The organism is Streptomyces sp. NPDC041124 (genome assembly GCF_055592385.1).
In genome coordinates this window covers 187885-212996 of sequence record NZ_JBVIYR010000009.1, presented here as the reverse complement: position 1 = coordinate 212996, position 25112 = coordinate 187885, and the positions used below count along the sequence as shown (strand labels likewise).

Genomic DNA, 25112 nt, shown 5'->3' with positions numbered 1-25112 from the left:
CGTCACCCGGCGACTCCTGTTCCGCTCGTGCGTTGTCAGAGCGCGTCCGGCCCGCGCTCACCGGTGCGTACCCGTACGGCCGTCTCGACCGGGACCGACCAGACCTTGCCGTCACCGATCTTGCCGGTGCGGGCGGCCTTGACCACGACGTCGATCAGCTGTTCGGCGTCGTCGTCCTCGACCAGCACCTCGATGCGGATCTTGGGCACCAGGTCGACGGTGTACTCGGCACCGCGGTAGACCTCGGTGTGGCCGCGCTGGCGGCCGTAGCCGCTGGCCTCGGTGACGGTCAGACCGTGTACGCCGAAGGCCTGCAGGGCCTCCTTGATCTCGTCGAGCCGGTGCGGCTTGACGACGGCGGTGATGAGCTTCATGCGTCCACCTTCTTGCTCTCGGCCGGGGCGGCGGGGGCGGGGGCGGCGGTGCGGGCCGCGCCGCCGCCGGCGCCGCTGAAGTCGTATGCGGTCTCGGCGTGCTCGGCCTGGTCGATGCCGGCCACCTCGTCGTCCTCGGAGACTCGCATGCCGATGGTCTTGTCGAGGAGGAGGGCGAGGAGCGCGGAGACGGCCAGGGAGTAGGCGAGGACACCGGCGACACCGGCGCACTGCTTCCAGAACTGGTCCAGGCCGCCGCCGTAGAAGAGGCCCGCGACGTCGGACTGGCCCTGGCCGGTGGCGAAGAAGCCGACGAGGAGGGAGCCGAGGATGCCGCCGACGAGGTGGACGCCGACCACGTCGAGGGAGTCGTCGTAGCCGAACTTGTACTTCAGTCCGACGGCCATGGCGCACAGCACGCCGGCGATCACGCCGATCGCGATCGCGCCGAGCGGGGAGACGGCGCCGCCCGCCGGGGTGATGGCAACCAGACCGGAGACCGCGCCGGAGGCGGCGCCCAGCGTGGTGAACGCGCCGTGCCGGATCTTCTCGTAGGCGAGCCAGCCGAGGACCGCGGCGCCGGTGGCGACCTGGGTGTTGACGAACATCAGCGCGCCGACGCCGTCGTCGTTGCCGAGCCAGGAGCCGGCGTTGAAGCCGAACCAGCCGAACCACAGCAGGGCCGCGCCGAGCATGACCAGCGGGAGGCTGTGCGGGCGCATCGGGTCCTTCTTGAAGCCGATGCGCTTGCCGATGACGAGGATCACGCCGAGCGCCGCGGCACCGGCGTTGATGTGCACGGCCGTGCCGCCGGCGAAGTCGATCACGCCGAGCTCGAAGGCCCAGCCGCCGGAGCCCCAGACCCAGTGGGCGACCGGGAAGTACACGACGGTGACCCACAGGGCGACGAACAGGGCCCAGGCCGTGAACTTCACGCGGTCCGCGAGGGCGCCGCTGATCAGCGCGGGCGTGAGGACGGCGAACATCAGCTGGAAGACCAGGAAGACGAAGACCGGGATGGTGTAGCCGTCCCAGAGTTCGGTCAGGCCGATGTCGCTCAGGCCGACCCAGTCGGAGTTCCATCCGATGAGGTGCCCGGAGTCGGTGCCGAACGCCATGGAGAAGCCGTACAGCACCCACAGGACGCTGACGATGCCGAGGCTGATGAAGCTCATCATCAGCATGTTGAGGGTGCTCTTGACGCGGACCATGCCTCCGTAGAAGAAGGCCAGGCCGGGAGTCATGAGCATCACCAGGGCGGAACAGATGAGCATGAACCCTGTGTTGGCGGCGGACAGCGTGGGCGCGTCTGCGGCCAGGGTGATGGCTGGTGCCATCGGCGTCTCCTCGTCGTTGGTACGGCCCCGTGCGGGCGAAGCCTTGAGCGGATTGAGGGGTGGGCCGGTTATGCGCCATGAGATTCGCGCAGCACCGTTTCGGTGGACGCCCCTCGCTGTTTCGCCGCCGTGACGAAGGCACCCGACGTGTTACGGGTCGATGAACTGCCGGATCCGGGCAGCGCTGATCGTTATCGTGGCGCAACCTTCGGTGTCCGGCGGTGAGCCGTGGCCGGGGAGAGGGAAATGCCGACCGCGGCCGGCCTCCGAAATGACTGGCATGGGGGAGCCGAGTCGGGCAGTTCGGGAGGGCCGGCCGCGGCCGGGGTCGGTGTTTCCTCGGGTGTCAGACCGCCTCGGCGTTCTCGGGCAGCTCGATCGCGAGCCGCTCGGTGAGTTCGACGACGTCGGCGAGGTCCCCGAAGTCGCGTACGGCGGTGTCGACGGTCTTTCGGATACGAGTGTTGACGCGCTCGGAGCGGACCTTCTTGGCCGCCTTGATGGCCTCGGTGGCGAGAATCGCGCTCTGCTCGGGCTCGCGCTGGAGCAGGTGGACCGTGGCCATGCCGATCAGGTTGAGGGCGTAGGAGCGCTGGTGTTCGCCGCCCTCCTGGCCGAAGAGTTCCACGGCGCGCTTCATCAGCGGTTCGGCGAGCGAGGCGTAGGTGGGGCTGCGGCCGGCGACGTAGGCCAGGTCGCGGTAGGAGTGGGCGTTCTCGGCGTAGAGCTCCGCCTCGGAGAAGAAGCGGATCCAGTCCGGGTCGGGCTCGTCCCACTCGTCGGCCTCGGCGAAGGTGTCCTCGGCCATCCGCACGGCCCGCTTGCAGCGGCCGGGCTGGCCCATGTTGGCGTAGGCGCGGGCCTCCATCGCATACAGCATCGACTGGGTGCGGGGACTGGCGCAGTCGCGACTGCCGTACTGGGCGAGGTGGATCAGTTCCAGGGCGTCCTCGGGGCGGCCGAGGTGGATCATCTGACGGCTCATGCTGGACAGCACGTAGGAGCCGAGCGGCCGGTCGCCTGCCTCCTTGGCCGCGTGCAGGGCGAGGACGAAGTACTTCTGCGCGGTGGGCTGGAGCCCGACGTCGTACGACATCCAGCCGGCCAGTTCGGCGAGTTCGGCGGCGACCTTGAACAGGCGTCGGTTGGCGGCCTCGGGCTGGGGCTCCTGGAGCAGGTCGGTGACCTCGTGCAGCTGTCCCACGACCGCCTTGCGGCGCAGGCCGCCGCCGCACTGGGCGTCCCACTGCCGGAACATCACGGTGGTGGTCTCCAGCAGGTCCAGCTCCGGCTTGGAGAGCCGGCCGCGGGCACGGGCGGCGGAGGGGGTCTGGTCGGGCTCGGTCCGGGGCAGCGGAGTGGGCTGGTTGGGGACGAGCCAGCGCTGCATGGGCTCGATGAGGGACGGGCCCGCGGAGACGGCGAGCGAGCTCCCGAGGAAGCCGCGCCGCGCCAGCATCAGGTCGCTGCGCGAGAACTCGCTGAGCAGGGCCACGGTCTGCGGGCCCGTCCAGGGCAGGTCGACGCCGGTCGCCGAGGGCGCGGGGCGGGTGGTGCGCAGGCCCAGGTCCTCGACGGAGACGACGACACCGAAGCGTTCGGAGAACAGTTCGGACAGGATTCTGGGGATCGGCTCCCGCGGGTTCTCGCCGTCGAGCCAGCGGCGCACCCGCGAGGTGTCGGTGGAGATGTGGTTGGCGCCCAACTGGCGTGCCCTGCGGTTGACTTGGCGGGCCAGCTCGCCCTTGGACCAGCCGCTGCGGACGAACCACGAGGCGAGAAGCTCGTTCGCGCGTTTCTCCGGACTCGCCGCGCTCGTCCCGCCACCGCCATTGCCGCTCACTGGAACGCCCCCATCCCTGAAGACCACTTGTCGCCGAATGCGCCAAGCCCTATCAGAATGCCGGTCACTGGGGCCGCCCGTCCGGCGGTTTGTCACCCCTCGAACGGGAAGCCGAGTTGCCTCCGGCATACCCGCGAGTGCATGTGCCCCAAGAAGCCGTGCACACAACGTAACCCTACGATCACCCGTCTCACCATGGCGGAACCGCAATCGCCACCATTCGCCACCCCTTCGAATGAACTCACCGTCGCCGGCGCACGATTCACTTGACACGGGACAGCCACGAGTGAGTGCAGCGGAGCTCGCGGGGGCGCGCAGCACCCGACGCACCACCCTCGACACCCCGAGGCGCCGCTTGGCCGGCGCGGCGCGCGGGAAGTCGGAAACGGAGAGTCACGGTGTGCGTCCGCTGCGTAACCGTCATACGTCGGACCCGTTGGAGGGGGCATGGGCTTCACGATCGGTATCGGCCGGGGCATTCGCGACATCCGGTCCGGCTCCCGTCGCCGGAGCCGCTCGTCGGACGGCACCGTCGTGGCGGAGTACACGGGGCTGTGGGGCTGGGACGTGGTGCCGGGCGTCCGGGCCGCCGCCGCGGGCGCGTGCTCCTGCGGACGGGCCGGCTGCCGGGCACCGGGCGCGCACCCGCTCGGTCACGCGCCCGTGATCCGCGCCGGAGCTCCGCTGGACGAGGTGACGGCCCTCTGGTCGGAGTTTCCCGGAGCCTCGCTGATGCTGCCCGTGGGGCGGGCGTTCGACGTGATCGAGGTGGCCGGGCCCGTCGGGCGCCACGCGCTGGCCCGGCTGGAGCGCATGGGCCTGCCGGTCGGCCCGGTCGCCGCCACCCCGGACGACCGCGCCCAGTTCTTCGTGGCCCCCGGCGCCGCCGCCGCACTGCCCGAGCTGCTCTACCGCATGGGCTGGGACGACCCGGCCGCCCTGGACCTGCGCGGCCTCGGCGCCGGTACGCACATCACGGCCCCGCCCTCCGACCGGGGTGGCCTCGGCCCGGTGCGCTGGCTGCGCTCCCCCGCCCTGGACTCGGCCTCCCGGCCGCCGGAGGCGCGTCTGCTGCTGGGCACGCTGGCGTACGTGTCCCACCGATCGGGTCTGTAGGTCACATCTGACACGGCGAAGCGCCCGCCCCCGATCGGTTCGGGGCGGGCGCTTCCTCGCGTGTGCCGGCTCCGCCGGCTGCCGGTCCTCCTGGGGTGTCACTCCCCGATGAGGGCGTCCACGAAGGCCTCGGGCTCGAAGGGTGCGAGGTCGTCCGCGCCCTCGCCGAGGCCGATCAGCTTGACCGGCACGCCCAGCTCGCGCTGGACGGCGATCACGATGCCGCCCTTGGCCGTGCCGTCGAGCTTGGTGAGCACGATGCCCGTGATGTCGACGACCTCGGCGAAGACCCGGGCCTGGACCAGACCGTTCTGCCCGGTGGTGGCGTCGAGGACGAGCAGCACCTCGTCCAGCGGGGCCTGCTTCTCCACGACCCGCTTGACCTTGCCGAGCTCGTCCATGAGGCCGGTCTTGGTGTGCAGCCGGCCGGCGGTGTCGATCAGCACCGCGTCGGCGGCCATCTCCTTGCCCTCCTTGACCGCGTCGAACGCGACGGAGGCGGGGTCACCGCCCTCCGGCCCGCGCACGGTGTGGGCGCCGACCCGCTCGCCCCAGGTCTGGAGCTGGTCGGCGGCGGCGGCACGGAAGGTGTCGGCTGCACCGAGCACGACGGTGTTGCCGTCGGCGACCAGGACGCGGGCGAGCTTGCCGGTGGTGGTGGTCTTGCCGGTGCCGTTGACGCCGACGACCATCACGACGCCGGGGCCGCCGGCCGCGTTCTCGGTGTGCACGGTGCGGTCCATCGTGGGACCGACCAGCGTGATCAGCTCCTCGCGGAGCAGTCCACGCAGTTCCCCGGGGGTACGGGTGCCGAGCACCTTCACCCGCTCGCGGAGCCGGTCGACCAGCTCCTGGGTGGGCTGCACACCGACGTCGGCGGTGAGCAGGGTGTCCTCGACCTCCTCCCAGGTGTCCTCGTCCAGGTGCTCGCGGGACAGCAGGGTGAGCAGGCCCTGGCCGAGGGCGTTCTGCGAACGGGAGAGACGGGCGCGCAGCCGGACCAGACGGCCGGCGGTGGGCTCCGGGATCTCGATCTCGGGAGCCTCGGCGGCGGGCGGTTCCTCGATGACGACGGGACCGGCGCCCGCCGGAAGATCAACCTCCTCGATGGTGCGCCGCGGTCCCTCCCGCGGCGTCTCGGCCTCTTCGCCGACGTGCGGCTCGGCCGGAGGGGCGGTGATGTCGGGCGCGGCGGGCGGCGGCGGGGGCAGCGGCTTCTTGCGCCGACTGCCGACGATGAGCCCGCCGAGCGCGCCGAGCACGACCACGGCGATGACTACAGCAAGGATGACGATGTCCATAACGCGTCCAGTATCGGCCATGGGTACCCCGGTCGTGCCGATGCCGACGCGTGCCGGACCGCACGTGCCGCGCGGCGCGGGTGCGGCGCCGCCGCGGCCCGGCCGGCGGGGCGCGGGCAGACCGCCGCCCCGGTCCGCAGGGTGCCGGACCGGGGCGGTGGGCGGGGTGGTGCGGGGAGAGGGGCGGCGGGGACTCGAGCCCTTCTCCCCGGTCCTGGCGGGGCCGTCAGCCCATCTCCTCCAGCGCCTTGCCCTTGGTCTCCTTCACGAACTTCAGCACGAAGGGGATGGAGAGCGCGGCGAAGACCGTGTAGATCACGTAGGTGACGGAGAGGTTCCAGTCGGCCAGCGAGGGGAAGCTCGCGGTGATGGCCCAGTTGGCGATCCACTGCGCGGCGGCCGCGACACCGAGCGCGGCGGCGCGGATGCGGTTGGGGAACATCTCGCCGAGCATGACCCAGACGACCACGCCCCACGACAGGGCGAAGAAGAGGACGAAGACGTGCGCGGCGACCAGGGCGACCCAGCCCTGGGTGGCGGGCAGCTGTCCGTCGACGAGGTCGTAGGAGAAGGCCCAGGCCTCCAGGGCGAGGCCGATCACCATGCCGACGGAGCCGATGATGGCGAGGGGCCTGCGGCCGATGCGGTCGACGAAGATCATCGCGATGACGGTGCCGACGATGTTGATGATCGACGTCGTGAAGGAGTAGAAGAACGAGGCCGTGGGGTCGACGCCGACCGACTGCCACAGCGTGGCCGAGTAGTAGAAGGCGACGTTGATGCCGACGAACTGCTGGAAGACGGACAGGCCGATGCCGATCCAGACGATCGGCTTGAAGAAGAAGCTGCCGCCGAGCAGGTCCTTGAAGCTGGACTTCTCGTCGCGCTGCATCGCCGACTCGATCTCGGTGACGCGGGCGTCCAGGTCGATGTCCTTGCCCTCGACCTCCTCGAGGATCTGCCGGGCGCGCTCGTGCTTGCCGACGGAGATCAGGTAGCGCGGGGACTCGGGGATGGCGAAGGAGAGCAGGCCGTAGAGGACGGCGGGGATCACCATGACGCCGAGCATGACCTGCCAGGCCTCCAGGCCCATCAGCTCACCGCGCTGGTCGCCGTCGGCGGCGTTCAGGATGCCCCAGTTGACCAGCTGGGACACGGCGATGCCGATGACGATCGCGGCCTGCTGGAAGGAGCCGAGCCGGCCGCGGTAGGCGGGCGGGGCGACCTCGGCGATGTAGGCCGGGCCGATGACGGAGGCCATGCCGATGGCGAAGCCGCCGACGACGCGCCAGAAGGCGAGGTCGTACAGGGAGAAGGGCAGCGCGGAGCCGATGGCGCTGACGGTGAAGAGCACCGCGGCGATCTGCATGCACCGGATGCGGCCGATGCGGTCGGCTATGCGGCCGGCGGTCGCGGCGCCGATGGCGCAGCCGATCAGGGCGACGGCGATGACCTGCGCGAGTGCGGCGGAGCCGATGTCGTAGCGGTCGCGGATGGCCTCGACGGCGCCGTTGATCACGGAGCTGTCGTAGCCGAAGAGGAAGCCGCCCATGGCGGCCGCGGCCGCGATGAAGATGACGTGCCCGAGATGTTCGGGGTGAGCCGTCCTGGCTCCTGACTGCTGTGCCTGCGATGTGCTGGTCACGTGTACTCCTCGGGCCACCGGCAACGTCGCCGGATGGGGGTCAGCCCTTCGAGGTCCAGCGGAAGGTACCTGAAGGTAAAAACGACATGGCAGAGACTATGTCTTCACTTCTTGAAGTCAATAGGCGGTCTGCTGTGAGTTTTAAGACGTGCTGAGGTGATGGGTGTTCAGAAATTGAAGACTTGGTGACGCTCTAGCGCAGACGCTGGCTGATGACCTTCGACACGCCGTCGCCCTGCATGGAGACGCCGTAGAGCGCGTCGGCGACCTCCATGGTGCGCTTCTGGTGCGTGATCACGATCAGCTGCGAGGCCTCCTGCAGCTCCTGCATGATCCGGATCAGCCGCTGGAGGTTGGTGTCGTCGAGGGCGGCCTCGACCTCGTCCATGACGTAGAACGGGCTGGGCCGCGCCTTGAAGATCGACACGAGCATCGCCACGGCGGTCAGTGACCGCTCACCGCCCGAGAGCAGTGACAGCCGCTTGACCTTCTTGCCCGGCGGACGCGCCTCGACGTCCACGCCCGTGGTGAGCATGTTGTCGGGGTCGGTCAGCAGCAGACGGCCCTCGCCGCCGGGGAACAGACGGGAGAAGACGCCCTCGAACTCCCGTGCGGTGTCCCGGTAGGCCTCGGTGAAGACCTGCTCGACCCGCTCGTCGACCTCCTTGACGACCTGGAGCAGATCCGCGCGGGTCTTCTTCAGGTCCTCCAGCTGCTCGCTGAGGAACTGGTGGCGTTCCTCCAGCGCCGCGAACTCCTCCAGGGCGAGCGGGTTGACCTTGCCGAGCTGCTGGTAGGCGCGCTCGGCGGCTTTCAGTCGCTTCTCCTGCTCGGCCCGCACGAAGGGGCGGGGCCTGTTGCGCGGGTGCTCCGGGTCCTCCGGCAGCTGCTCGCCCTCGGCGGGGGGCGAGGGCGGCACGAGCTGGTCCGGGCCGTACTCCGCCACCAGCCCCGCCGGCTCGACACCCAGTTCCTCCAGCGCCTTGGTCTCCAACTGCTCCATGCGCAGCCGCTTCTCGGCTCCTAGTACCTCGCCGCGGTGAACTGAATCCGTCAACTTGTCGAGTTCCGCCTTGAGATCGCGCCCCTGGGTGCGGGCGCGGGCCAGTTCCTCCTCGCGGCGGGCCTTCGCCGCCTCGGCGGCGGTGCGCTCGCCCTCGGCGCGGGCGAGGGACACCTCGACGTGGGCGAGGAGCTGGCGGGCGCCCGAGGCGACGGCGCCGGCGACGGCCTCCTCGTGGCGCAGCCGGGCCCGGCGCTGTGCGGCACGCGCGCGTGCGTCGCGCTCCGCGCGGGCGGCACGGTCCAGGGAGTCGGCCCGCCCGGCCAGCCCCTTGACCCGCTCCTCGTGCGTACGGGCCTGGAGGCGGGCCTCCATCTCGGTCTGGCGGGCGTTGGCGCCGTCGGCGGCGAGCCGGTCGCGTACGGAGGTGTCGGGTTCCTCCTCGTACGGCAGCTCCTCGGCGACCTCGAGCCGTTCGGCGAGTTCCTCGACGTCGGCGAGAGCCTTGTCGAGGGCCTCCTGGGCCCGGGCGGCGGCGGCACCGGCGCGTTCGGCCTCACCGGCGGCGCCGCGCGCCTGTCCGGCGAGCCGGCCGAGCTGCTGGGCGACGGAGGACTTCTCCCGGTCGGCGGCCCGGCGCCGCTCGCCGAGCTCCTCGACGAGGGCCGAGCGGTCCCGGCGCCGCCCGGCCGCCGCTTCCTGCGCCTCGGCCAGCTCCTCGCACCGCACGGCCAGCTCCTCCAGCTCGGCGGCGGCCTCGTCGACGGAGGCCTGCACCTCCAGCAGGCTGGGGGCGCCCGCGGAACCGCCGTGGGCGAAGTGGGCGCCGAGGAGGTCGCCCTCGGCGGTGACGGCGGTGAGGTCGGGGCGGGCATGGACGAGTTCCTCGGCGTCCTCGAGGGTCGCCACGACGACGACGCCCTTCAGGAGCCGCCGGACGGCCGGCATGAGGTCGGCGGGTCCGTCGACGAGCCGCTCGGCCGGTTGAGCGGTGGTGGGTTCGTCGTGGCCGGGCGCGTGGTTCTCCGTGTCCTGTGGGGACATGGTCCGCTCGTCGGTGCCGGGTGCCGAGACCAGCAGGGCCGCCCGGCCGGCGTCCTGTTTGCGCAGGAGGCGGATGGCGTCGGCCGCGGCGGACGGTGAGGTCACCGCGAGGGCGTCCGCCGCCGCGCCGAAGGCCGCCGCGAGGGGGACCTCGTGGCCGGGTGTCACCGTGAGTCGTTCCGCCGCGGGGCCCAGCAGTCCCGTGAGGCGGTCCCGGGCGTCCAGCAGGGCGCCGGTGCCGTCCTTGCGGCGCAGGCCGAGGGCGAGTGCCTCGTGGCGGGCCTGGGTCGCGGCGCGCTTGCGTTCCGCCGCGGTGAGGGCCTCGCGGGCGGCGGTGAGGGCGCTCTCCGCCTCGGCGAGGCCGCGTCTGGCGTCCTCGTGCCGTTCGGCGAGTTCCGCGTCGCCCGCGTCGAGGCCGTCGACCTCGGCCCGGAGCGCCTCGTACTCCTCCTGCGCGGCGACGGCCCGCTGCTGGGCCTCGTCCCGCGCTGCGGCCAGCCGCTCGATCTCGGCCTGGGCCGCGCCGGCCCGCGAACGGGCCGCGCCCACCTGTCCCCTGAGCCGGGCGAGGCCTTCACGCCGGTCGGCGATGGCCCGCGCGGCGTCCTTCAGGCGCCTCTCCTCCTGGGCGAGTTCGCGTTCCAGTTCGGCGCGGTGGGCGACCGTGTCCTCGAGTGCGCGTTCGGCCGCCTCCAGGGCTGCCTCCAGTTCGGCCTCCTGCTCGCGGATGCGGGCCGCCTCGCGCTCCATGTCCTCGGGGTCGCGTCCGCGCCGCTCCTCGACCGGTGCGGAGGTCGCGCTCTTCACGCGCGCGTCGGCCAGCGAGATCGTGCCGCGTACCCGCTCGGCGAGCTGGGAGAGCTCGTACCAGGTCTGCTGGGCGTTCTGCAGGCGCGGGCTGAGCCGGCGCACCTCGTCCTCCAGGAGGGCCTCGCGCTGCAGGGCCTTGCGCAGCTCGGTCTCGGCCGCCTCCTTGCGTTGCTTGAGGGCGGCCTCGTCGGCGATCTCCGCCCGCAGCGCCTCGCGCAGCGTCACGAGGTCGTCGGCGAGCAGGCGCAGCCGCGCGTCGCGCAGGTCGGCCTGGATGACGGCGGCGCGCCGTGCGACGGCGGCCTGACGGCCCAGGGGCTTGAGCTGGCGGCGGAGCTCGTCGGTCAGGTCCTGCACGCGTGCGAGATTGGCCTGCATCGCGTCCAGCTTCCGCAGCGCCTTCTCCTTGCGCTTGCGGTGCTTGAGGACGCCGGCCGCCTCCTCGATGAAGGCGCGGCGGCCCATCGGGTCGGCGTGCAGGACGGAGTCGAGCCGGCCCTGGCCGACGATGACGTGCATCTCACGGCCGATGCCGGAGTCGGAGAGCAGTTCCTGGATGTCGAGGAGCCGGCAGGTGTCGCCGTTGATCTGGTACTCGCTGCCGCCGTTGCGGAACATGATCCGCGTGATGGTGACCTCGGCGTACTCGATGGGGAGGGCGCCGTCGGAGTTGTCGATGGTCAGCGACACCTCGGCACGGCCCAGAGGCGGGCGGCCGGTGGTGCCGGCGAAGATGACGTCCTCCATCTTGCCGCCGCGCAGCGACTTGGCGCCCTGCTCGCCCATGACCCAGCTGAGCGCGTCCACGACGTTGGACTTGCCCGAGCCGTTCGGCCCGACGACGCAGGTGATGCCCGGCTCGAACCGGAGCGTGGTCGCGGAGGCGAACGACTTGAAGCCGCGGAGGGTCAGGGCCTTCAGGTGCACGCCGCCGGACTCTACCCGCCGGGCAGGTCTCACTCCATGAACGTGCGGTTTCGCGGGTGAACGCGGAGGGCAGACCAGACGTTGAAGAGGGTGAAAGGATGCGCGGGACAAGGAGCGCCGCGCGCGGGGTGTGCGGGGCGCCGGGTGAGGACGCGGAGACGGGAAAGAAAGAAGGGACGCCGAGGCGTCCCTTGCCATTCTGACTGCTTGGCGGTCGTCACGGGCAGGCCCGACCGCTACTGGTGCTGTTCTCGTTGAGCGATGCAGTGATCAGGTGAGCGCAGGCTCCGCCTGGTGTGCGTCAACGCTCTCCATGATCCTGTCGTGAGAAGCGGCAGCCGTCAGCGCCTCGTTTTCCGCCTGGATCCGTCCGAGCTCGGATTCCAGGTCCTGGACGCGCTGCTGGAGCCGTCGCATCTCGGCGAGGAGTCGCGGGTCGGAGCCGCCGACGTAACCGAGAAGCGCCTTTGCCATGATGGATGGTCCTCCACAATGAGTGACCGACCGATGCGGTGTGGGTCGTGAGGGATTCGCACCCGCGATGCCTGGCATGCCTGGAGTCGTGCTCATCGTGCTGCCGTTCAGCCATGCCAAACAGCTAAGGTGCGCGGGGCTTTCAGCGTCTCACCAAAAAGTTTGAGGGTCAACACGATCACGCCCCGTATGGGCGGACAACCGGGTGCGTACGGCCGGGATGCGGCGGCGTCGCGACTCTCACGGTTCCTCGGGACGTGGCGATCATCTTGGCGGTCCGCGCTCGCCCTGGCAAGCCGTTCTCCGCAATCACCAGGACGTTTCCCTCGGCGGCCGTCCGTCACCGGGGCCGGCCGGGCCCCGGGGGCCCGTCTCCGGCGGTCCGGATCAGCGGACGGCGAAGCCGTCGTAGCCGCCGCGGGGTGTGTCCCAGATCTCGGTGACTCCGTCCACGTGTCCGGGCGTGTCGCCGGCCTGGAGCCACTCCAGCAGCCCTTCGCAGCCTTCACGGGAACCCTCGGCCACGACCTGGACCCTGCCGTCGCCCAGATTGAGAGCAAAACCACTCAGGCCGCCGATCTCCAGGGCCTTGGCCCGGGTGAACCAGCGGAAACCCACACCCTGGACACGTCCCCGCACCCAGGCGACCAGTCGCACATCCTCGCTCATGGCTGCAACCTAACCGGACAAAGTCACACCGGGCACTCCGCCCCCTGGCGCCATGCGGTACCGTCCCCACCCATGAATCTCATATGAAACTCACTCGTTGGTGTGAGTTTTGTGATCATCGAGTTTCGGGCTGGTCGCGAAGACGAGTCGACCGCCGGACGAGGAGGGCCAGGACATGGGACGCCACCGACGCTCCGCCGCCGGCCGCGCCGCCACGGGCCGCGCCACCGGGGTCACCCACCACGACGACCTCCACGACGCGGGCCCGGACTCCCTGACCGACCGGGCCGGCGGCCCGCCCACGATGGGCACGGCGCCGTACCTGAACCCGGAGGCCTACGCCGAGACGTACGCGAGGAGTGAGGCGTACCTCTACGCGACGGACGACGGCGGCGCGTACTCCACCGCCGCCGACTTCACCCGCGGCGGTTTCCCGGGCAGCAGCTTCTCCGCGGGCCAGGATCTGCCCGGTCACGCTGTCGCCGGTGACGGCTTCCGGGACGAGGCCTTCACCGCGGGCGACACCTACGCCGCCCCCGTCGACCGCGGGGTCCGCGACTCCTATGCCTCCCCCCGCGACTCCTTTCCCTCCCCTCGCGGCGTCATGGCCGACGAGCCCGGCCGGCCCGTGAGCGGGAGCCGGCGCCGCAAGAAGAAGGCCGCCGCACCGGTCCGCACCGGCCTGCTCGGCGTTTCCGCCGCGATGGCCATCGGCACGATCGCCGTGGCCACGGGCGCGGTGCCCGGGCTGGAGAACTACAAACTCGGCGGCGACGCCTCCCCCGGCGAGGAAGTGCAGGCCGGGGACGTGGCGACCAGCCTGCCCACCGAGCAGGGCGGCACGTCCGGCAGCGTGGAGTCCCCCGGCCGGGACGCGGGCACCCCCGCCGGCCGTGACGCCGACCGCGCCGCCTCGCCCCAGCCGTCCGTCACGCCCTCCGCACCCGCCGCACCGACGGGCACTGCGGAAGAGGAGGAGAAGCCGCAGGAGGAGCGGAAGCCCACGGCCACCCCGGAGAAGACGGCGGAGAAGGAACCGACCCGCAAGGCCACGCCGGAGCCGGGGAAGAAGACGAACACCCGGGCCCCCTCGTCCGCGGAGACCGCAGCGGGAGCCGAGGTCCTCCGCCTGGTCAACGTGGAGCGCGCCAAGGCCGGCTGCAGCCCCGTCACCGCCTCCGGCGCGCTGACCGATCTGGCCACGGCGTTCAGCGACGACATGGCGCGGCGCGCCTTCTTCGACCACACGGACCCCGACGGCGACACCCCGTGGGACAGGGCCAAGGCCGCCGGCGTCAGCGGCCTCGGCGGCGAGAACATCGCCCGGGGCCAAGCCGACGCGGAGGCCGTGATGCAGGCGTGGATGGACAGCCCCGGCCACAAGGCGAACATACTCAACTGCGACTTCAAGACCCTGGGCGTGGGCGTCCACCTGGGCCCGGGCGGCCCTTGGTGGACGCAGAACTTCGGCTACTGAGACAACCGCGGGTCAGAGTCCCGACCCCGTCTCCCCGGTCCCACTCGACGGCATCCGGTGCGTTACGTCCGCGGGGTGAGGCCGGGGTCAGGGCGGCCCGGGTCTTCACTCAGAGGCTTGACGCCCTCCCCCACCGGCGGTGACGCCCGGCCTCATCCCCAGCCTGGCGGCAGCAGGTTCCAGGAGCCCCGCTCCAGCCACTCGCCGAAGCTCACGGGGCGGGCGTCACCGGTGTGGTCGAGGGACAGCGGGACGATCAGATCGCAGGTGGCCCGTCCGTCCCACCACAGGGTGCCTGCCAGAGGCCCTGTGATCACCAGCAACGTCGCGAAGCCACAACCGTGCTCCTGCGCCACCACGGACCCGGCCGTCTTCTGATCCTCGAACTCCTCGCACTCGGTGTCCCAGGCCGACACGGCCTCGGCGAACGCTTCTTCGTTCGGGTGGTCCTCAGCGAGCGGCTCGCGCCGGCCGAGCTCTTCGTCGGCTTCCGCGTAGGAGTCGGGGTGCGGGAAGGGAACGGGCAACAGGTCGCGCCGAAACGGGTCGTTACCCGCCCACCACCAGCCGCTTTCCGTCCTCTCGAGCTGGGAGACGGCCCCGCCGGCGCTCACCTGCACCAAGTAGCGGCGGTACTCGGGAGGGAAAGCCACTCCGAGCTGGGCTTCGGCTTCGGCCACCTCTGCCTCGGACAGGGGCGGTGGCACAGCGAGGTTCATGAGACCCGAGGCTAGGCGAACACGGCGGCGGAGCCAGTGGGTGATGCGCGCTCCACGTGGTCCCGGGATCTCGTCATGGCGGTCGCCCACGCTCGTGCCGCACGGGACAGGCGCTAACTCATAGTTAGCGCAATCCTTTCGACGGGCGCTGTGGTGACGTAGCCTGGTGGGTATGACGACCACGGAGCCGCGTACGGAGGAGCAGGAGCTCGCCTTCGACGTGTTCGCCAGGGCGTGTCCTTCGCGCGGCACGCTGGAGCATGTGACCGGGCGGTGGGGCGGGCTGACGCTGGGCGCGCTGTACGAGGGCTCGCTGCGGTTCAACGAGCTGCGCCGGCGGGTCGACGGCGTGAGCGAGAAGATGCTGTCCCAGACGTTGCAGGCGCTGGAGCGCGACGGGCTGGTGCACCGTGAGGCCCAGCCCACCAACCCGCCCCGCGTGGACTACGAACTGACCCCGCTGGGCCGCGGGGTGGCGGAGCGTCTGCTGTCCCTGATCCGGTACGTCGAGGACAGCATGGACACCGTGCTGCGGGCCCGCGAGCGCTACGACGAGACGCGCGGCGCCCGCTGACACCTCGGGCAGAAGTAGCTGGACCGGTTCATCCAGGCCCGCCGGCGCATCGGTGTGCCGCAGCGGCGGCAGGGCAGCCCCTCGCGGCCGTAGGCGTCCAGGGAACGGTCGAAGTAGCCGGACTCGCCGTTGACGTTGACGTAGAGGCTGTCGAAGCTGGTGCCGCCCGCGGTGAGGGCCGCGTTCATGACGTCCCGGACGTGCCCCAGGAGGAGCAGGGTGCGCGGGCGGGTGAAGCCGGCCGTCGGGCGTTCGTAGTGGATACGGGCGCGCCACAGCGCCTCGTCGGCGTAGATGTTGCCGACGCCGCTGATCAGGGACTGGTCGAGCAGGGCCCGTTTGATGGTGGTCCGCTTGCGGCGCAGGGCGCGGTGGAAGGCCTCGTCGTCGAACAGCGGGTCGAGGGGGTCACGGGCGATGTGGGCGATGACGTCGGGCAGGCCGTCGGGGGTGTTGTCGTGCAGCGACAGGCCGCCGAAGGTGCGCTGGTCGACGAACCGGAGTTCGGTGTCGAGTGCGTCGGTGAAGCGGACGCGGATGCGCAGGTGCTTCTCGTCCGGGGCCGTGTGCGGCTGGACCAGGAGCTGGCCGCTCATCCCGAGGTGGGCCAGCACCGACTGCCCGGTGTCCTCCAGCGGCAGCCACAGGTACTTGCCGCGCCGGCTGGGGACGCCGATGCGGTGGCCCCCCAGCCGGTCGGCGAAGTCGTCGGCGCCGGCGAGGTGGCGGCGTACCGCCCGCGGGTGCAGCACCTGGGCGTCGGCGACGGTCCGGTGGGCGACCCACCGCTCGAGTCCGCGCCGCACCACCTCGACCTCGGGCAGCTCGGGCATGGTCTCCCTCCAGGAACCGGTGTGCCGGGGCGGGCCCAGCACCGAGCGCCCGCCCCGGGTCGGGGGCGGGCGCTCGGGACGAACTGTTCGTCAGGCGGAGGCCGACGGGGCGTCGGCGCCCGTGCCGGAGGCTTCGGCTTCGGCGGTCCGGACGACCTCCTCGGCCTCGGCCGCCGCTTTGGCGCGCTCGTCCGCCGCGGCCCGGATGGACCGCCACGCGGACTCGGCGGCCTGCTGCTCCGCCTCCTTCTTGCTGCGGCCGGTGCCGGTGCCGTACGAGACGCCTCCGACGCGGGCGGCAGCAGTGAAGGTCTTCTCGTGGTCCGGGCCGGTCTCCGTGACCAGGTACTCGGGGACACCGAGTCCTTCGGTCGCGGTGAGCTCCTGGAGACTGGTCTTCCAGTCCAGGCCGGCACCGAGGTTCGATGACTTCTCGATCAGGGGGTCGAACAGGCGGTGCACCAGCTCCGCCGCCGCGTCCAGGCCCTGGTCGAGATAGACGGCGCCGATCACCGCTTCGAGGGTGTCGGCGAGGATGGATGCCTTGTCCCGGCCTCCCGTGCCCTCTTCACCGCGGCCGAGCCGGATGAAGGAGCCCAGTTCCAGCCCGCGGCCCACTTCCGCCAGCGCACGCGAGTTGACCACCGCGGCCCGCAGTTTGGCCAGCTGGCCTTCGGGCAGATCGGGGTGGGTGCGGTACAGCGTGTCCGTGACGACGAGGCCGAGCACGGAGTCCCCGAGGAACTCCAGCCGCTCGTTCGTCGGCAGGCCGCCGTTCTCGTACGCGTAGGAACGGTGGGTCAGCGCACGCACCAGAAGGGCGGACTCGAGCTGATAGCCGAGCCGCCCTTCCAGAAGCGTGTGGGACGAGGCCTGGTTGTCCGCAGAGTTTTTCTTCGGCGTGGACACAGTGCCTCTCACCAGCCGCTCAGACCTCGAGGACCTGGCGCTTGTTGTAAGTGCCGCAAGACGGGCACGCGATGTGCTGCTGCTTGGGCTCGTGGCAGCGCTCGCACGCAACCAGGGTGGGGACCGCAGCCTTCCACTGCGACCGGCGGTGGCGCGTGTTGCTGCGCGACATCTTCCGCTTCGGAACAGCCACGGCTACTTCTCCTGCTTCTCGTCGACGCCCGGTTCGGCGCCGCTCATCTCGTCCTTCTCGCCGTCCGACATGGTGCCGGCGAGTCCCTGCAAAGCCGCCCAACGGATGTCGACGGCATCATGGTGGTGGTCCGGGTCGTCAGCGAGCCGTGCTCCGCATTCGGAACACAGACCCGGGCAGTCTTCCTGGCACACCGGCTGCATCGGCAGTGCGAGCACCACCGCATCGCGCAGCACCGGCTCGAGGTCGAACAGGCCGTCCTCGAGGAGGAGCCTGTCCTCGTCGTCCTCGGCGTCGTCGCCCGGTTCCGCGATCACACGGCCCCGGTCGTCGGCGTCAGGGTACGAGAACAGCTCCTGGAAGTCCGCTTGGAGCTGCTGCTCCAGCGGCTCCAGACACCTTACGCACTCCCCCTCGGCCTTCGCACGGGCGGTGCCTGTGACGAGCACACCTTCCATGACCGACTCGAGCCGGAGTTCGAGCTCCACCGGGGCGCCTTCCGGCACTCCGATGACCCCTGCGATGCCGAGGTCCTGGGGAGCGTCGACCGTGCGGGTCAGGCGCTGCAGCGCACCAGGCCGCCGTCCCAGCTCGTGCGTGTCGAACACGAGGGGGTTGCGGTGGTCGAGGCGGGCGTTCAGAGCCATTCCTGCTTTCGGTCTTTCGAGCTCAGGGGATCGCTGCCGTACGGACTTCCCGGGCAGCACGGTTCGCGGACGTATACGCAGGCAAGCGCAAGCGCACACGCGACCGAAGAGCCAGGATACTGGACCTTTCGCTCTCGGCCCAATCCGCCCCTACAGGCCCCGCTCGCGCTCGTAGGCGCGCAGCTGCTCCGGCGTGATCATGCTGGTGTCGAAGAGGCTGGTCTCGTCCAGGGCGTACCCCTGCCGGGCCTGCTGGGCGGCCTGGTCGGGGTCGTACCCCTGCGCCTGGTCGGGGTCGTACCCCTGCGCGTCGTAGCCCTGGTAGGCGGCGTAAGGGTCGGCCTGCTGGGCGGGGGCGCCTGTCTCCGGGGCGTAGCCGGAGGAGTACGGGTCCTGCCCGCCGGCGTACTGCTGCTGGTAGCCCGCGTAGGGGTCCGGCTGCTGCTGGATGGGGGCACCTCCCGCCGGAGCGTAGCCGGAGGTGGGGGAGTAGGCGGGCTCCGGCTGAACGTACGGCGGCTGCTGCGGCTGCGGCGGCAGCTGCGGTTCGCGCTGCTGGGACGGCCGGGGCGGCGCGCCCCGGTCGGTGACCGACGCGAGGTCCGCGAGGTAGTCGGCGTCGCTGGAGTGCTGGACGGACGTGAGGTCGTCGGCGAGGGCGCCGAGGTCGTCGGAGGCGATCCGGCCGTGCAGCTTCTGGCGGCCCTTGCCGACCGCGTCCAGGGTCTTGGCGAGGACCGCCTCGAAGGCGCCGAGCTTGACGTCGACGTACTCGTCGGCGGTCCGGCGCAGGGTCTCGGGGTCGTGGCTGCGCTCGGGGGCGTCCTCGTCCTCGTAGCCCTGCTCGTCGAGGCCCGGGCCGGTGCCGAGCAGCTTCTCGCGGCCGCGGCCGACGGAGCCGAGGGTCTTGGTGAGGACGACCTCGAAGTTGGCGAGCTTGGAGTCGACGTAGTCGTCGGCCTCCGCGCGGATCTCCTCGGCCTCCTTGCGGGCCTCGGAGAGGATCCGGTCGGCCTCGGACTGGGAGCGGCGGGCGACCTCGGTGTCGGAGATCAGGGAGCCCCGCTGGGCGTGGGCGCTCTCGATGATGCGCTCGGCCTCCTGGCGGGCCTGCTCGACCATCTGCTCGCGGCCGCCGATCAACTCCTGCGCCTGGGCGAGGGAGTCGGGCAGCGCCGCGCGCACCTCGTCGAGCATCGAGAGCAGTTCGGCCCGGTTGACCACGCACGAGGCCGACATGGGCATCGACCGGGCGCCGGAGACCGCGGCGACGATCTCGTCCAGTTTCTTCTGCACGTCCACCTGTGCTCGCCACTCTCTACAGCTGTGTTGGAGACGGACGGGACGACTGTACGGCCCTGGGGCGCCCGGTGGACACCGGCCGTCCCAAGGCCCACGGCCCGCGCGCCGGGTCAGTCCTTGCGCAGGCGTTCGGTGAGGGCGGTGAGGACCTCCGGCGGCACCAGGTGGGCGACGTCGCCGCCCCAGGCCGCGACCTCCTTGACGAGCGAGGAGGACAGGAAGCTGTAGGTGGGATTGGTGGGGACGAAGAGGGTCTCCACGCCCGAGAGGCCGTTGTTCATCTGGGCCATCTGCAGTTCGTAGTCGAAGTCGCTGACCGCGCGCAGGCCCTTGACGATGGCGGGGATCTCACGCTGCTTGCAGAAGTCGACCAGGAGGCCGTGGAAGGCCTCGACCCGGACGTTGCCGTACTCGGCGGTGACCCGGCGGATCAGGTCGATCCGCTCGTCGATCTCGAACAGGCCTTTCTTGGACTGGTTGATCATCACCGCGACGTAGACCTCGTCGTAGAGCCGGGAGGCCCGGGCGATGATGTCGAGGTGTCCGTTGGTGATCGGGTCGAACGACCCGGGGCATACGGCGCGGCGCACTGTTGATCCCTCGCTCTCCGGTCCGGTCATCGTGCGTCTTCGCACGTAGAGGCGGCGCGACCGTACCAAAACGTTCCCTCGCCGTAGCGACGGGCCCGGACCGCCTCGAAACCGGGCGGCCAGGCGAATTCGCCGCCTCTGGTGCTGCGCTCCACGGTGACGAGGGCGTCGCCGGTGAGCCAGCCTCCCGAGCGGAGTGTGAGCAGGATCTCGCGAAGATCGCCGTCGGAGACGGCGTAGGGCGGGTCGAGGAAGACGAGGTCGTACGGCTCCTGCGGGGGTGCCGTGCGGATGATCTGTTCCGCTTTGCCGGATCTGACCTCGGCACCGGGGAGCCGGAGCGTCTTCACGTTCTCCCGGACCGTGCGGACGGCACGGGCGTCGGCCTCGACCAGCAGGACGTGTCCGGCGCCCCGGGACAGGGCCTCCAGGCCGACGGCGCCGGAACCGGCGTACAGGTCGAGGACGCGTTCACCGTCCAGCGGGCCGCCGAGCAGCGACTGCCAGGTGGAGAAGAGGCCTTCGCGCGCCCGGTCGGAGGTCGGGCGGGTCCCCTGTCCCGGCGGGACGGCCAGGCGGCGTCCGCCGGCCGTGCCGGCGATCACGCGAGTCATGTCCTCGGTCCTTGTCGGTGTGTGCTGGTCGGTGGCCGTTCCCAGTCTGTCAGCCCTTCTCCAGGTACTGCTCCCGTTCCTCGTCCAGCAGCGCGTCCAGGGCGGTGCGCAGGGCGGGCAGGCGGGTCAGCTCCGGGTCGGCGGCGACGACCCGGGTGGCCTCCTCGCGGGCCTCGGCGATGATCTCCTCGTCGTCGATCACGGCGAGCATGCGCAGGCTGGAGCGGGTGCCGGACTGGGCCTGGCCCAGCACGTCGCCCTCGCGGCGCTGTTCCAGGTCGATGCGGGAGAGCTCGAAGCCGTCGAGGGTGGAGGCGACGGCGTTCAGCCGCTGCCGGGCGGCGCTCGCCTCGGGCATCTCGGTGACCAGCAGGCACAGGCCGGGCGCGGAGCCCCGGCCGACGCGGCCGCGCAGCTGGTGGAGCTGGGAGACGCCGAAGCGGTCGGCGTCCATGATCACCATCGCGGTGGCGTTCGGCACGTTGACCCCGACCTCGATGACGGTCGTCGCGACCAGGACGTCGGCGTCGCCCGCGGCGAAGCGGCGCATGACGGCGTCCTTGTCGTCGGGCTGCATGCGTCCGTGCAGGACCTCGACACGGAGCCCGCGCAGGGGTCCCCGCGCCAGCTGCTCCGCGATGTCCAGGACGGCGAGCGGGGGCCGCTTCTCGGCCTCGTCCTCGGCGGACTTCCTCCCTCCGGACTTCTTCGGGTCGTCCGCCTCGTCGCCGATGCGCGGACAGACCACGTACGCCTGGTGGCCCTTGGCCACCTCCTCGCGCACCCGCTCCCAGGCGCGGGCGAGGAAGTGGGGCTTGTCGGCGGCCGGGACGACATGGCTGGCGATCGGTGAACGCCCGGCGGGGAGCTGGTCGAGGACGGAGGTCTCCAGATCGCCGAAGACCGTCATGGCGACCGTGCGTGGAATGGGCGTGGCGGTCATCACGAGCAGGTGCGGCGGCTGCTTGCCCTTGCCGCGCAGGGCGTCGCGCTGTTCCACGCCGAAGCGGTGCTGCTCGTCCACCACGACCAGGCCCAGGTCGTGGAACTGGACCTTGTCCTCGATCAGCGCGTGGGTGCCGATGACGATGCCGGCCTCGCCGGTGGCCAGGTCGAGCAGGGCGTGGCGCCGGGCCGCGGCTCCCATGGACCCCGTGAGCAGCACCACCTTGGTGGCGTCCGCCGCGCCGCCGAGCATCCCTCCTTCGGCCAGATCGCCCATCATCTCGGTGATGGACCGGTGGTGCTGCTGGGCGAGCACCTCGGTGGGCGCGAGCATCGCCGCCTGCCCGCCCGCGTCGACGACGGCGAGCATGGCGCGCAGGGCGACCATGGTCTTCCCGGATCCCACTTCGCCCTGGAGCAGGCGGTGCATGGGGTGTTCGGTGGCGAGGCCGGTGAAGATCTCCGCGGAGACCTTCCGCTGGCCCTCGGTGAGGGTGAAGGGGAGGCGGTCGTCGAAGGCGGCGAGGAGGCCGTCGGGCTTCGGGCGGCGGGCCACGGCGGGCAGTTGCGCGTCGGCGTGGCGGCGGCGGGCGAGGGCGACCTGGAGGACGAAGGCCTCGTCCCACTTGAGGCGGGCGCGGGCGTCCTCGATGTCCGCCTTGGTGTGCGGGCGGTGGATCTTCAGCAGGGCCTCGGGGAGCGGGACCAGCGCGCGGCCGTCACGCAGCGACTCCGGGAGTGGGTCGACGGCCTCCTGGGCGCTGGGCAGGACCGTCTGGAGCGCCTTGCCGATCTTCCAGGACTCCAGCTTGGCGGTGGCCGGGTAGATGGGGATCAGGGAACCGGCCCAGGTCTCGACCGTCTCCTCACTGTCACCGCGGAGCAGTTCGTAGGCCGGGTGGGCGAGTTGGAGGCGGCGGTTGAAGACCGACACCTTTCCGGCGAACATCGCGCGGGTGCCCGGCAGGAGTTCCTTGTGCGGTTTGTGGACTCCGGCGCCGAAGAAGACCAGTTGCAGCCGGCCGCTGCCGTCCGTGATCGTCACCTCCAGGCGCTGGCCCTTGCCGCGGGGGGCCTTGGCGGAGGCGAAGGTGTGCAGCCGGGCGTCGGCGACCTGGGCGACCACGGTGACGTGCTCGTCCATGGGGAGGTCGGCGAGGTGGGTGAGCTGGCCGCGCTCCTCGTACCGGCGGGGGTAGTGGTGGAGAAGGTCGCCGACGGTGTGCAGGCCGAGGTGCTCGGCCATCACCTTGGCGGTGGCGGGGCCGAGCACCTTCTTCAGTGGTTCTTCCAGTGCGGGCACGAGATCCATTGGACACCACGGCACTGACATCGCGGGGACCGCGGACACCGTTTCGGGTCGGGTGCCCGCCGTCGCGCCGACGTTCAGGGCGGACGTCACCGGCGGGGGCGGTGCGTGCTCCCCCGCGCGGCCCGCCGTGCTCCGCGGCGCCCGTCCGGGCCGGGGTTCATTCGACGCCGATGAGCAGGACGGCGCCCTGCCTGCCGCCGTGATAGGTCACCGTGTCGACGGCGAGGTAGCCCTCGCGGACCCGGGACTCCAGGTGGGCGGCGACGGAGTCGGGGGCGTCGTCGCCGAGGACGAGGGTGACCAGTTCTCCGCCGGCCGCGAGCATGCGGTCGAGGACGGCCTCGGCGATGGCGGTGACGTCCTGGCCCATGACGGCGACGTCACCGTCGACCAGCCCGAGGACGTCGCCCGCCTGGCAGATGCCCGCCATGGTCCAGGACTCGTGCTCGGCGACGGTGACCTCCGCGTAGCGGGTCGCGCCGGCCGCCGACGTCATCGACACCACGTCCTCGTCGAAGCGGCGCTCCGGCTCGTGCACCGCGAGCGCCGCGATGCCCTGGACCGCGGAGCGGGTCGGGATCAGGGCCACCCTGATGCCCTCGGCCCTGACCTGCTCGGCCGCCGCGGCCGCGGTGTGGCGCAGGTCCGCGTCGTTGGGCAGCAGCACCACCTCGCGCGCGTGCGCCCGCCGTACGGCCTGGACGAGTTCGCCACTCGCGGGCGGCTCCCCGGGGCGGGCGAGCACGGTGGTCGCGCCCGCCTCGGCGTACAGCCCCGCCAGGCCCTCCCCGGGCACCACGGCGACGACCGCCCGCTGGGCGCGCTCCCCCCGGGCCCGCTCGGCCCCCGTCGTGTGGACGTCCCCGGCGCCGAAGTGGGTGATCCGGATCCGGTACGGCCGCCCGGCCTCGACCCCGGCCTCCACGGCGGCGCCCGCGTCGTCCACGTGGACGTGGACGTTCCACAGCCCGTCCCCGCCGACCACGACGAGCGAGTCGCCCAGTCCGTCGAGCCGCTCCCGCAGGCGCGCGACGGCGTCGTCGTCGGCCTCCAGCAGGTAGATCACCTCGAAGGCGGGTCCCTCGGCCTCCGGCGCCACGGCGCCGTCCGCGCATGCGACGGCGCCGTCGTGAACCGTCGCGCGGGCGTGCGGGGCACGCGGTGCGGCGTGCGGGTCACGCGGTGTCTCGCCGGTGAACGTCGCCACGAGTGCCGCGAGCACCGCCACCAGCCCCCTGCCGCCGGCGTCCACCACCCCCGCGCGGCGCAGGACGGGCAGCCGGTCCGGTGTCTCGGCGAGGGCGGCGAGGGCGGCCTCGTGGGCCGCGCGGGCCACCGCCCCGCAGTCGCCCTCCGCCGCCGCGGCGGCCTCGGCGGCGGCCGCGGCCACGGTGAGCACGGTGCCCTCGACGGGGTGGGCCACCGCCAGACGCGCCGAGTCGGCCGCCTGCCGCAGGGCCCGGCGCAGCCCCCGGCCGTCGGCGTGCCCGAGAGCCTCGTCACCGGCCAGCACCTGGGCCATGCCGCGCAGCAGCTGCGCCAGGATCGTGCCGGAGTTCCCGCGGGCGCCGATCAGCGCCCCGTGCGCCATCGCGCGGAGCGCGTCGGCCAGGGCCGGCCCCGGCCCTCCGGCTCCGCCCGCGCCGCCGGCCTCGTGGCCCTCGAACACCGCCTCCACCGCGGCGGCCGCGGATTCGACGGTGAGATAGAGGTTGGTTCCGGTGTCGCCGTCCGCCACGGGATAGACGTTGATCGCGTCGATCTCCTCCCGGGCCCGTCCCAGCGCGTCGAGCGCGAGACCGCACCAGGTGCGCACCGCGAGAGCATCGAAGAATGTCTGCGGCACCTGCGCCACCTGCGCCTCCCTGAGCTGCCGGCCGTGGCAGGCAGCGTAGTGCGTGGGGCCCCGCCGGCCGGAAGCGGGCCGCGGGCGGGGCCCTGAGCTGCCGTGGTAGTTTCGTTCTACGGGTGCAGCCGTTGTATGCTGCTCCGGTTGCCCGATCTGATCGGGCCTCTCCCCCTGGCAACGCCACTCAGATCCACAGGGCTCCTGGAGTCCTCGATCTCGATCCCGGCATGCCGGGATCAACCGTAAGTGCATCTGAAGTCTTTGGAGTGACCCGTGGCTGCCAACTGCGACGTCTGCGGCAAGGGGCCGGGCTTCGGCAACAACATCTCGCACTCGCACCGCCGTACGTCCCGCCGCTGGAACCCGAACATCCAGCGTGTGCGTACCGTGGTCGGCGGGACGCCGAAGCGCGTGAACGCCTGCACCTCGTGCATCAAGGCCGGCAAGGTCTCGCGCTGACGCTTTCGCTGAGCGCGCGGCCGTAGTCGGTTTCGCCGCAACAGCCGGTCCACCTCCGGGTGGACCGGCTTCTTGCTGTGCCGGTGTCGGACCGGACCGGCAGTAGGGTCTCCCATCGGCAGAGCCGGCCCGCCGATACCGGTCGG

22 protein-coding genes are annotated in these 25112 nt (G+C 71.7%); 4 read left to right on the top strand and 18 right to left on the bottom strand.

The genetic code is table 11. The features are described from left to right. Positions 1-35: 35 nt before the first annotated feature. From ACZ6A9_RS24620 to nsdA, 3 genes are all read right to left on the bottom strand, one after another. Positions 36-374 carry a P-II family nitrogen regulator gene (locus tag ACZ6A9_RS24620; RefSeq protein ID WP_004924863.1) on the bottom strand — a complete coding sequence of 113 codons (339 nt, stop codon included), beginning with the start codon at positions 372-374 and terminating at the stop codon, positions 36-38. Then, on the bottom strand, positions 371-1711 hold the full coding sequence (locus ACZ6A9_RS24615; protein ID WP_468989013.1) for an ammonium transporter: 1341 nt from the start codon (positions 1709-1711) through the stop codon (positions 371-373). Before ACZ6A9_RS24615 ends, ACZ6A9_RS24620 begins: the two co-directional genes overlap by 4 nt. A gap of 346 nt (positions 1712-2057) precedes the next feature. Next, on the bottom strand, positions 2058-3554 hold the full coding sequence (nsdA, locus tag ACZ6A9_RS24610; RefSeq protein ID WP_468989011.1) for a transcriptional repressor NsdA: 1497 nt from the start codon (positions 3552-3554) through the stop codon (positions 2058-2060). A gap of 447 nt (positions 3555-4001) precedes the next feature. Between nsdA and ACZ6A9_RS24605 the strand changes: the two genes are divergently transcribed. Beyond that, positions 4002-4670 carry a bifunctional DNA primase/polymerase gene (locus ACZ6A9_RS24605; protein ID WP_468989009.1) on the top strand — a complete coding sequence of 223 codons (669 nt, stop codon included), beginning with the start codon at positions 4002-4004 and terminating at the stop codon, positions 4668-4670. Between the two features lie 98 nt (positions 4671-4768). Here ACZ6A9_RS24605 and ftsY read toward each other — a convergent pair whose 3' ends face one another. The 5 genes from ftsY to ACZ6A9_RS24580 all read right to left on the bottom strand — a co-directional run bounded on the left by ftsY (position 4769) and on the right by ACZ6A9_RS24580 (position 12543). Next, positions 4769-5971: a signal recognition particle-docking protein FtsY gene (ftsY, locus tag ACZ6A9_RS24600; RefSeq protein ID WP_468989006.1), complete on the bottom strand. Its 1203-nt coding sequence runs from the start codon at positions 5969-5971 to the stop codon at positions 4769-4771. Positions 5972-6197: 226 nt separating this feature from the next. Further along, complete coding sequence (locus ACZ6A9_RS24595) at positions 6198-7616, bottom strand: sugar porter family MFS transporter (RefSeq protein ID WP_468989004.1); 1419 nt, start codon at positions 7614-7616, stop codon at positions 6198-6200. A 193-nt stretch (positions 7617-7809) separates the two neighbouring features. Then, positions 7810-11400, bottom strand: coding sequence for a chromosome segregation protein SMC (smc, locus tag ACZ6A9_RS24590; protein WP_468989001.1), 3591 nt, complete (start codon positions 11398-11400; stop codon positions 7810-7812). 270 nt (positions 11401-11670) lie between these two features. Then, positions 11671-11874: a hypothetical protein gene (locus ACZ6A9_RS24585; RefSeq protein ID WP_030852030.1), complete on the bottom strand. Its 204-nt coding sequence runs from the start codon at positions 11872-11874 to the stop codon at positions 11671-11673. Between the two features lie 387 nt (positions 11875-12261). Then, on the bottom strand, positions 12262-12543 hold the full coding sequence (locus ACZ6A9_RS24580) for an acylphosphatase (RefSeq protein ID WP_468988999.1): 282 nt from the start codon (positions 12541-12543) through the stop codon (positions 12262-12264). A 175-nt stretch (positions 12544-12718) separates the two neighbouring features. Here ACZ6A9_RS24580 and ACZ6A9_RS24575 point away from each other — a divergent pair, with 175 nt between their 5' ends. Next, positions 12719-14020, top strand: a complete 1302-nt coding sequence (locus tag ACZ6A9_RS24575; protein WP_468988996.1) for a CAP domain-containing protein — start codon at positions 12719-12721, stop codon at positions 14018-14020. A gap of 152 nt (positions 14021-14172) precedes the next feature. On the opposite strand, the gene ACZ6A9_RS24570 is transcribed toward ACZ6A9_RS24575, so the two are convergent. Next, complete coding sequence (locus ACZ6A9_RS24570; protein WP_468988994.1) at positions 14173-14739, bottom strand: SMI1/KNR4 family protein; 567 nt, start codon at positions 14737-14739, stop codon at positions 14173-14175. 172 nt (positions 14740-14911) lie between these two features. Between ACZ6A9_RS24570 and ACZ6A9_RS24565 the strand changes: the two genes are divergently transcribed. Next, positions 14912-15313: a winged helix-turn-helix transcriptional regulator gene (locus ACZ6A9_RS24565; protein WP_468988991.1), complete on the top strand. Its 402-nt coding sequence runs from the start codon at positions 14912-14914 to the stop codon at positions 15311-15313. On the opposite strand, the gene mutM is transcribed toward ACZ6A9_RS24565, so the two are convergent. From mutM to ACZ6A9_RS24520, 9 genes are all read right to left on the bottom strand, one after another. Next, entirely contained in the window at positions 15286-16146 is an 861-nt protein-coding gene (gene mutM / locus ACZ6A9_RS24560; protein ID WP_468988989.1) for a bifunctional DNA-formamidopyrimidine glycosylase/DNA-(apurinic or apyrimidinic site) lyase, read from the bottom strand. The two genes, ACZ6A9_RS24565 and mutM, sit on opposite strands and share 28 nt — an antisense overlap. A gap of 90 nt (positions 16147-16236) precedes the next feature. Beyond that, positions 16237-17055: a ribonuclease III gene (rnc, locus tag ACZ6A9_RS24555; protein WP_468988986.1), complete on the bottom strand. Its 819-nt coding sequence runs from the start codon at positions 17053-17055 to the stop codon at positions 16237-16239. A 19-nt stretch (positions 17056-17074) separates the two neighbouring features. Then, positions 17075-17248 carry a 50S ribosomal protein L32 gene (gene rpmF / locus ACZ6A9_RS24550; protein WP_003951102.1) on the bottom strand — a complete coding sequence of 58 codons (174 nt, stop codon included), beginning with the start codon at positions 17246-17248 and terminating at the stop codon, positions 17075-17077. 2 nt (positions 17249-17250) lie between these two features. Then, positions 17251-17895 (bottom strand): YceD family protein, encoded by a 645-nt coding sequence (locus ACZ6A9_RS24545; protein ID WP_468988983.1) that lies wholly within the window; start codon positions 17893-17895, stop codon positions 17251-17253. Between the two features lie 150 nt (positions 17896-18045). Beyond that, positions 18046-19197 (bottom strand): ATP synthase F0 subunit B, encoded by a 1152-nt coding sequence (locus tag ACZ6A9_RS24540; protein WP_468988979.1) that lies wholly within the window; start codon positions 19195-19197, stop codon positions 18046-18048. Positions 19198-19307: 110 nt separating this feature from the next. After that, positions 19308-19787, bottom strand: a complete 480-nt coding sequence (gene coaD / locus ACZ6A9_RS24535) for a pantetheine-phosphate adenylyltransferase (RefSeq protein ID WP_468988976.1) — start codon at positions 19785-19787, stop codon at positions 19308-19310. A 26-nt stretch (positions 19788-19813) separates the two neighbouring features. After that, positions 19814-20401, bottom strand: coding sequence for a 16S rRNA (guanine(966)-N(2))-methyltransferase RsmD (gene rsmD, locus ACZ6A9_RS24530; protein ID WP_468988973.1), 588 nt, complete (start codon positions 20399-20401; stop codon positions 19814-19816). A 49-nt stretch (positions 20402-20450) separates the two neighbouring features. After that, the gene (recG, locus tag ACZ6A9_RS24525) at positions 20451-22658 is read right to left on the bottom strand and encodes an ATP-dependent DNA helicase RecG (protein WP_468988970.1); all 2208 of its coding nucleotides are present in this window, start codon (positions 22656-22658) and stop codon (positions 20451-20453) included. A gap of 157 nt (positions 22659-22815) precedes the next feature. After that, the gene (locus tag ACZ6A9_RS24520) at positions 22816-24513 is read right to left on the bottom strand and encodes a DAK2 domain-containing protein (RefSeq protein ID WP_468988968.1); all 1698 of its coding nucleotides are present in this window, start codon (positions 24511-24513) and stop codon (positions 22816-22818) included. A 267-nt stretch (positions 24514-24780) separates the two neighbouring features. On the opposite strand from ACZ6A9_RS24520, the gene rpmB reads away from it, so the two are divergent. After that, positions 24781-24966, top strand: coding sequence for a 50S ribosomal protein L28 (gene rpmB / locus ACZ6A9_RS24515; protein ID WP_003993230.1), 186 nt, complete (start codon positions 24781-24783; stop codon positions 24964-24966). Positions 24967-25112: the final 146 nt, after the last annotated feature.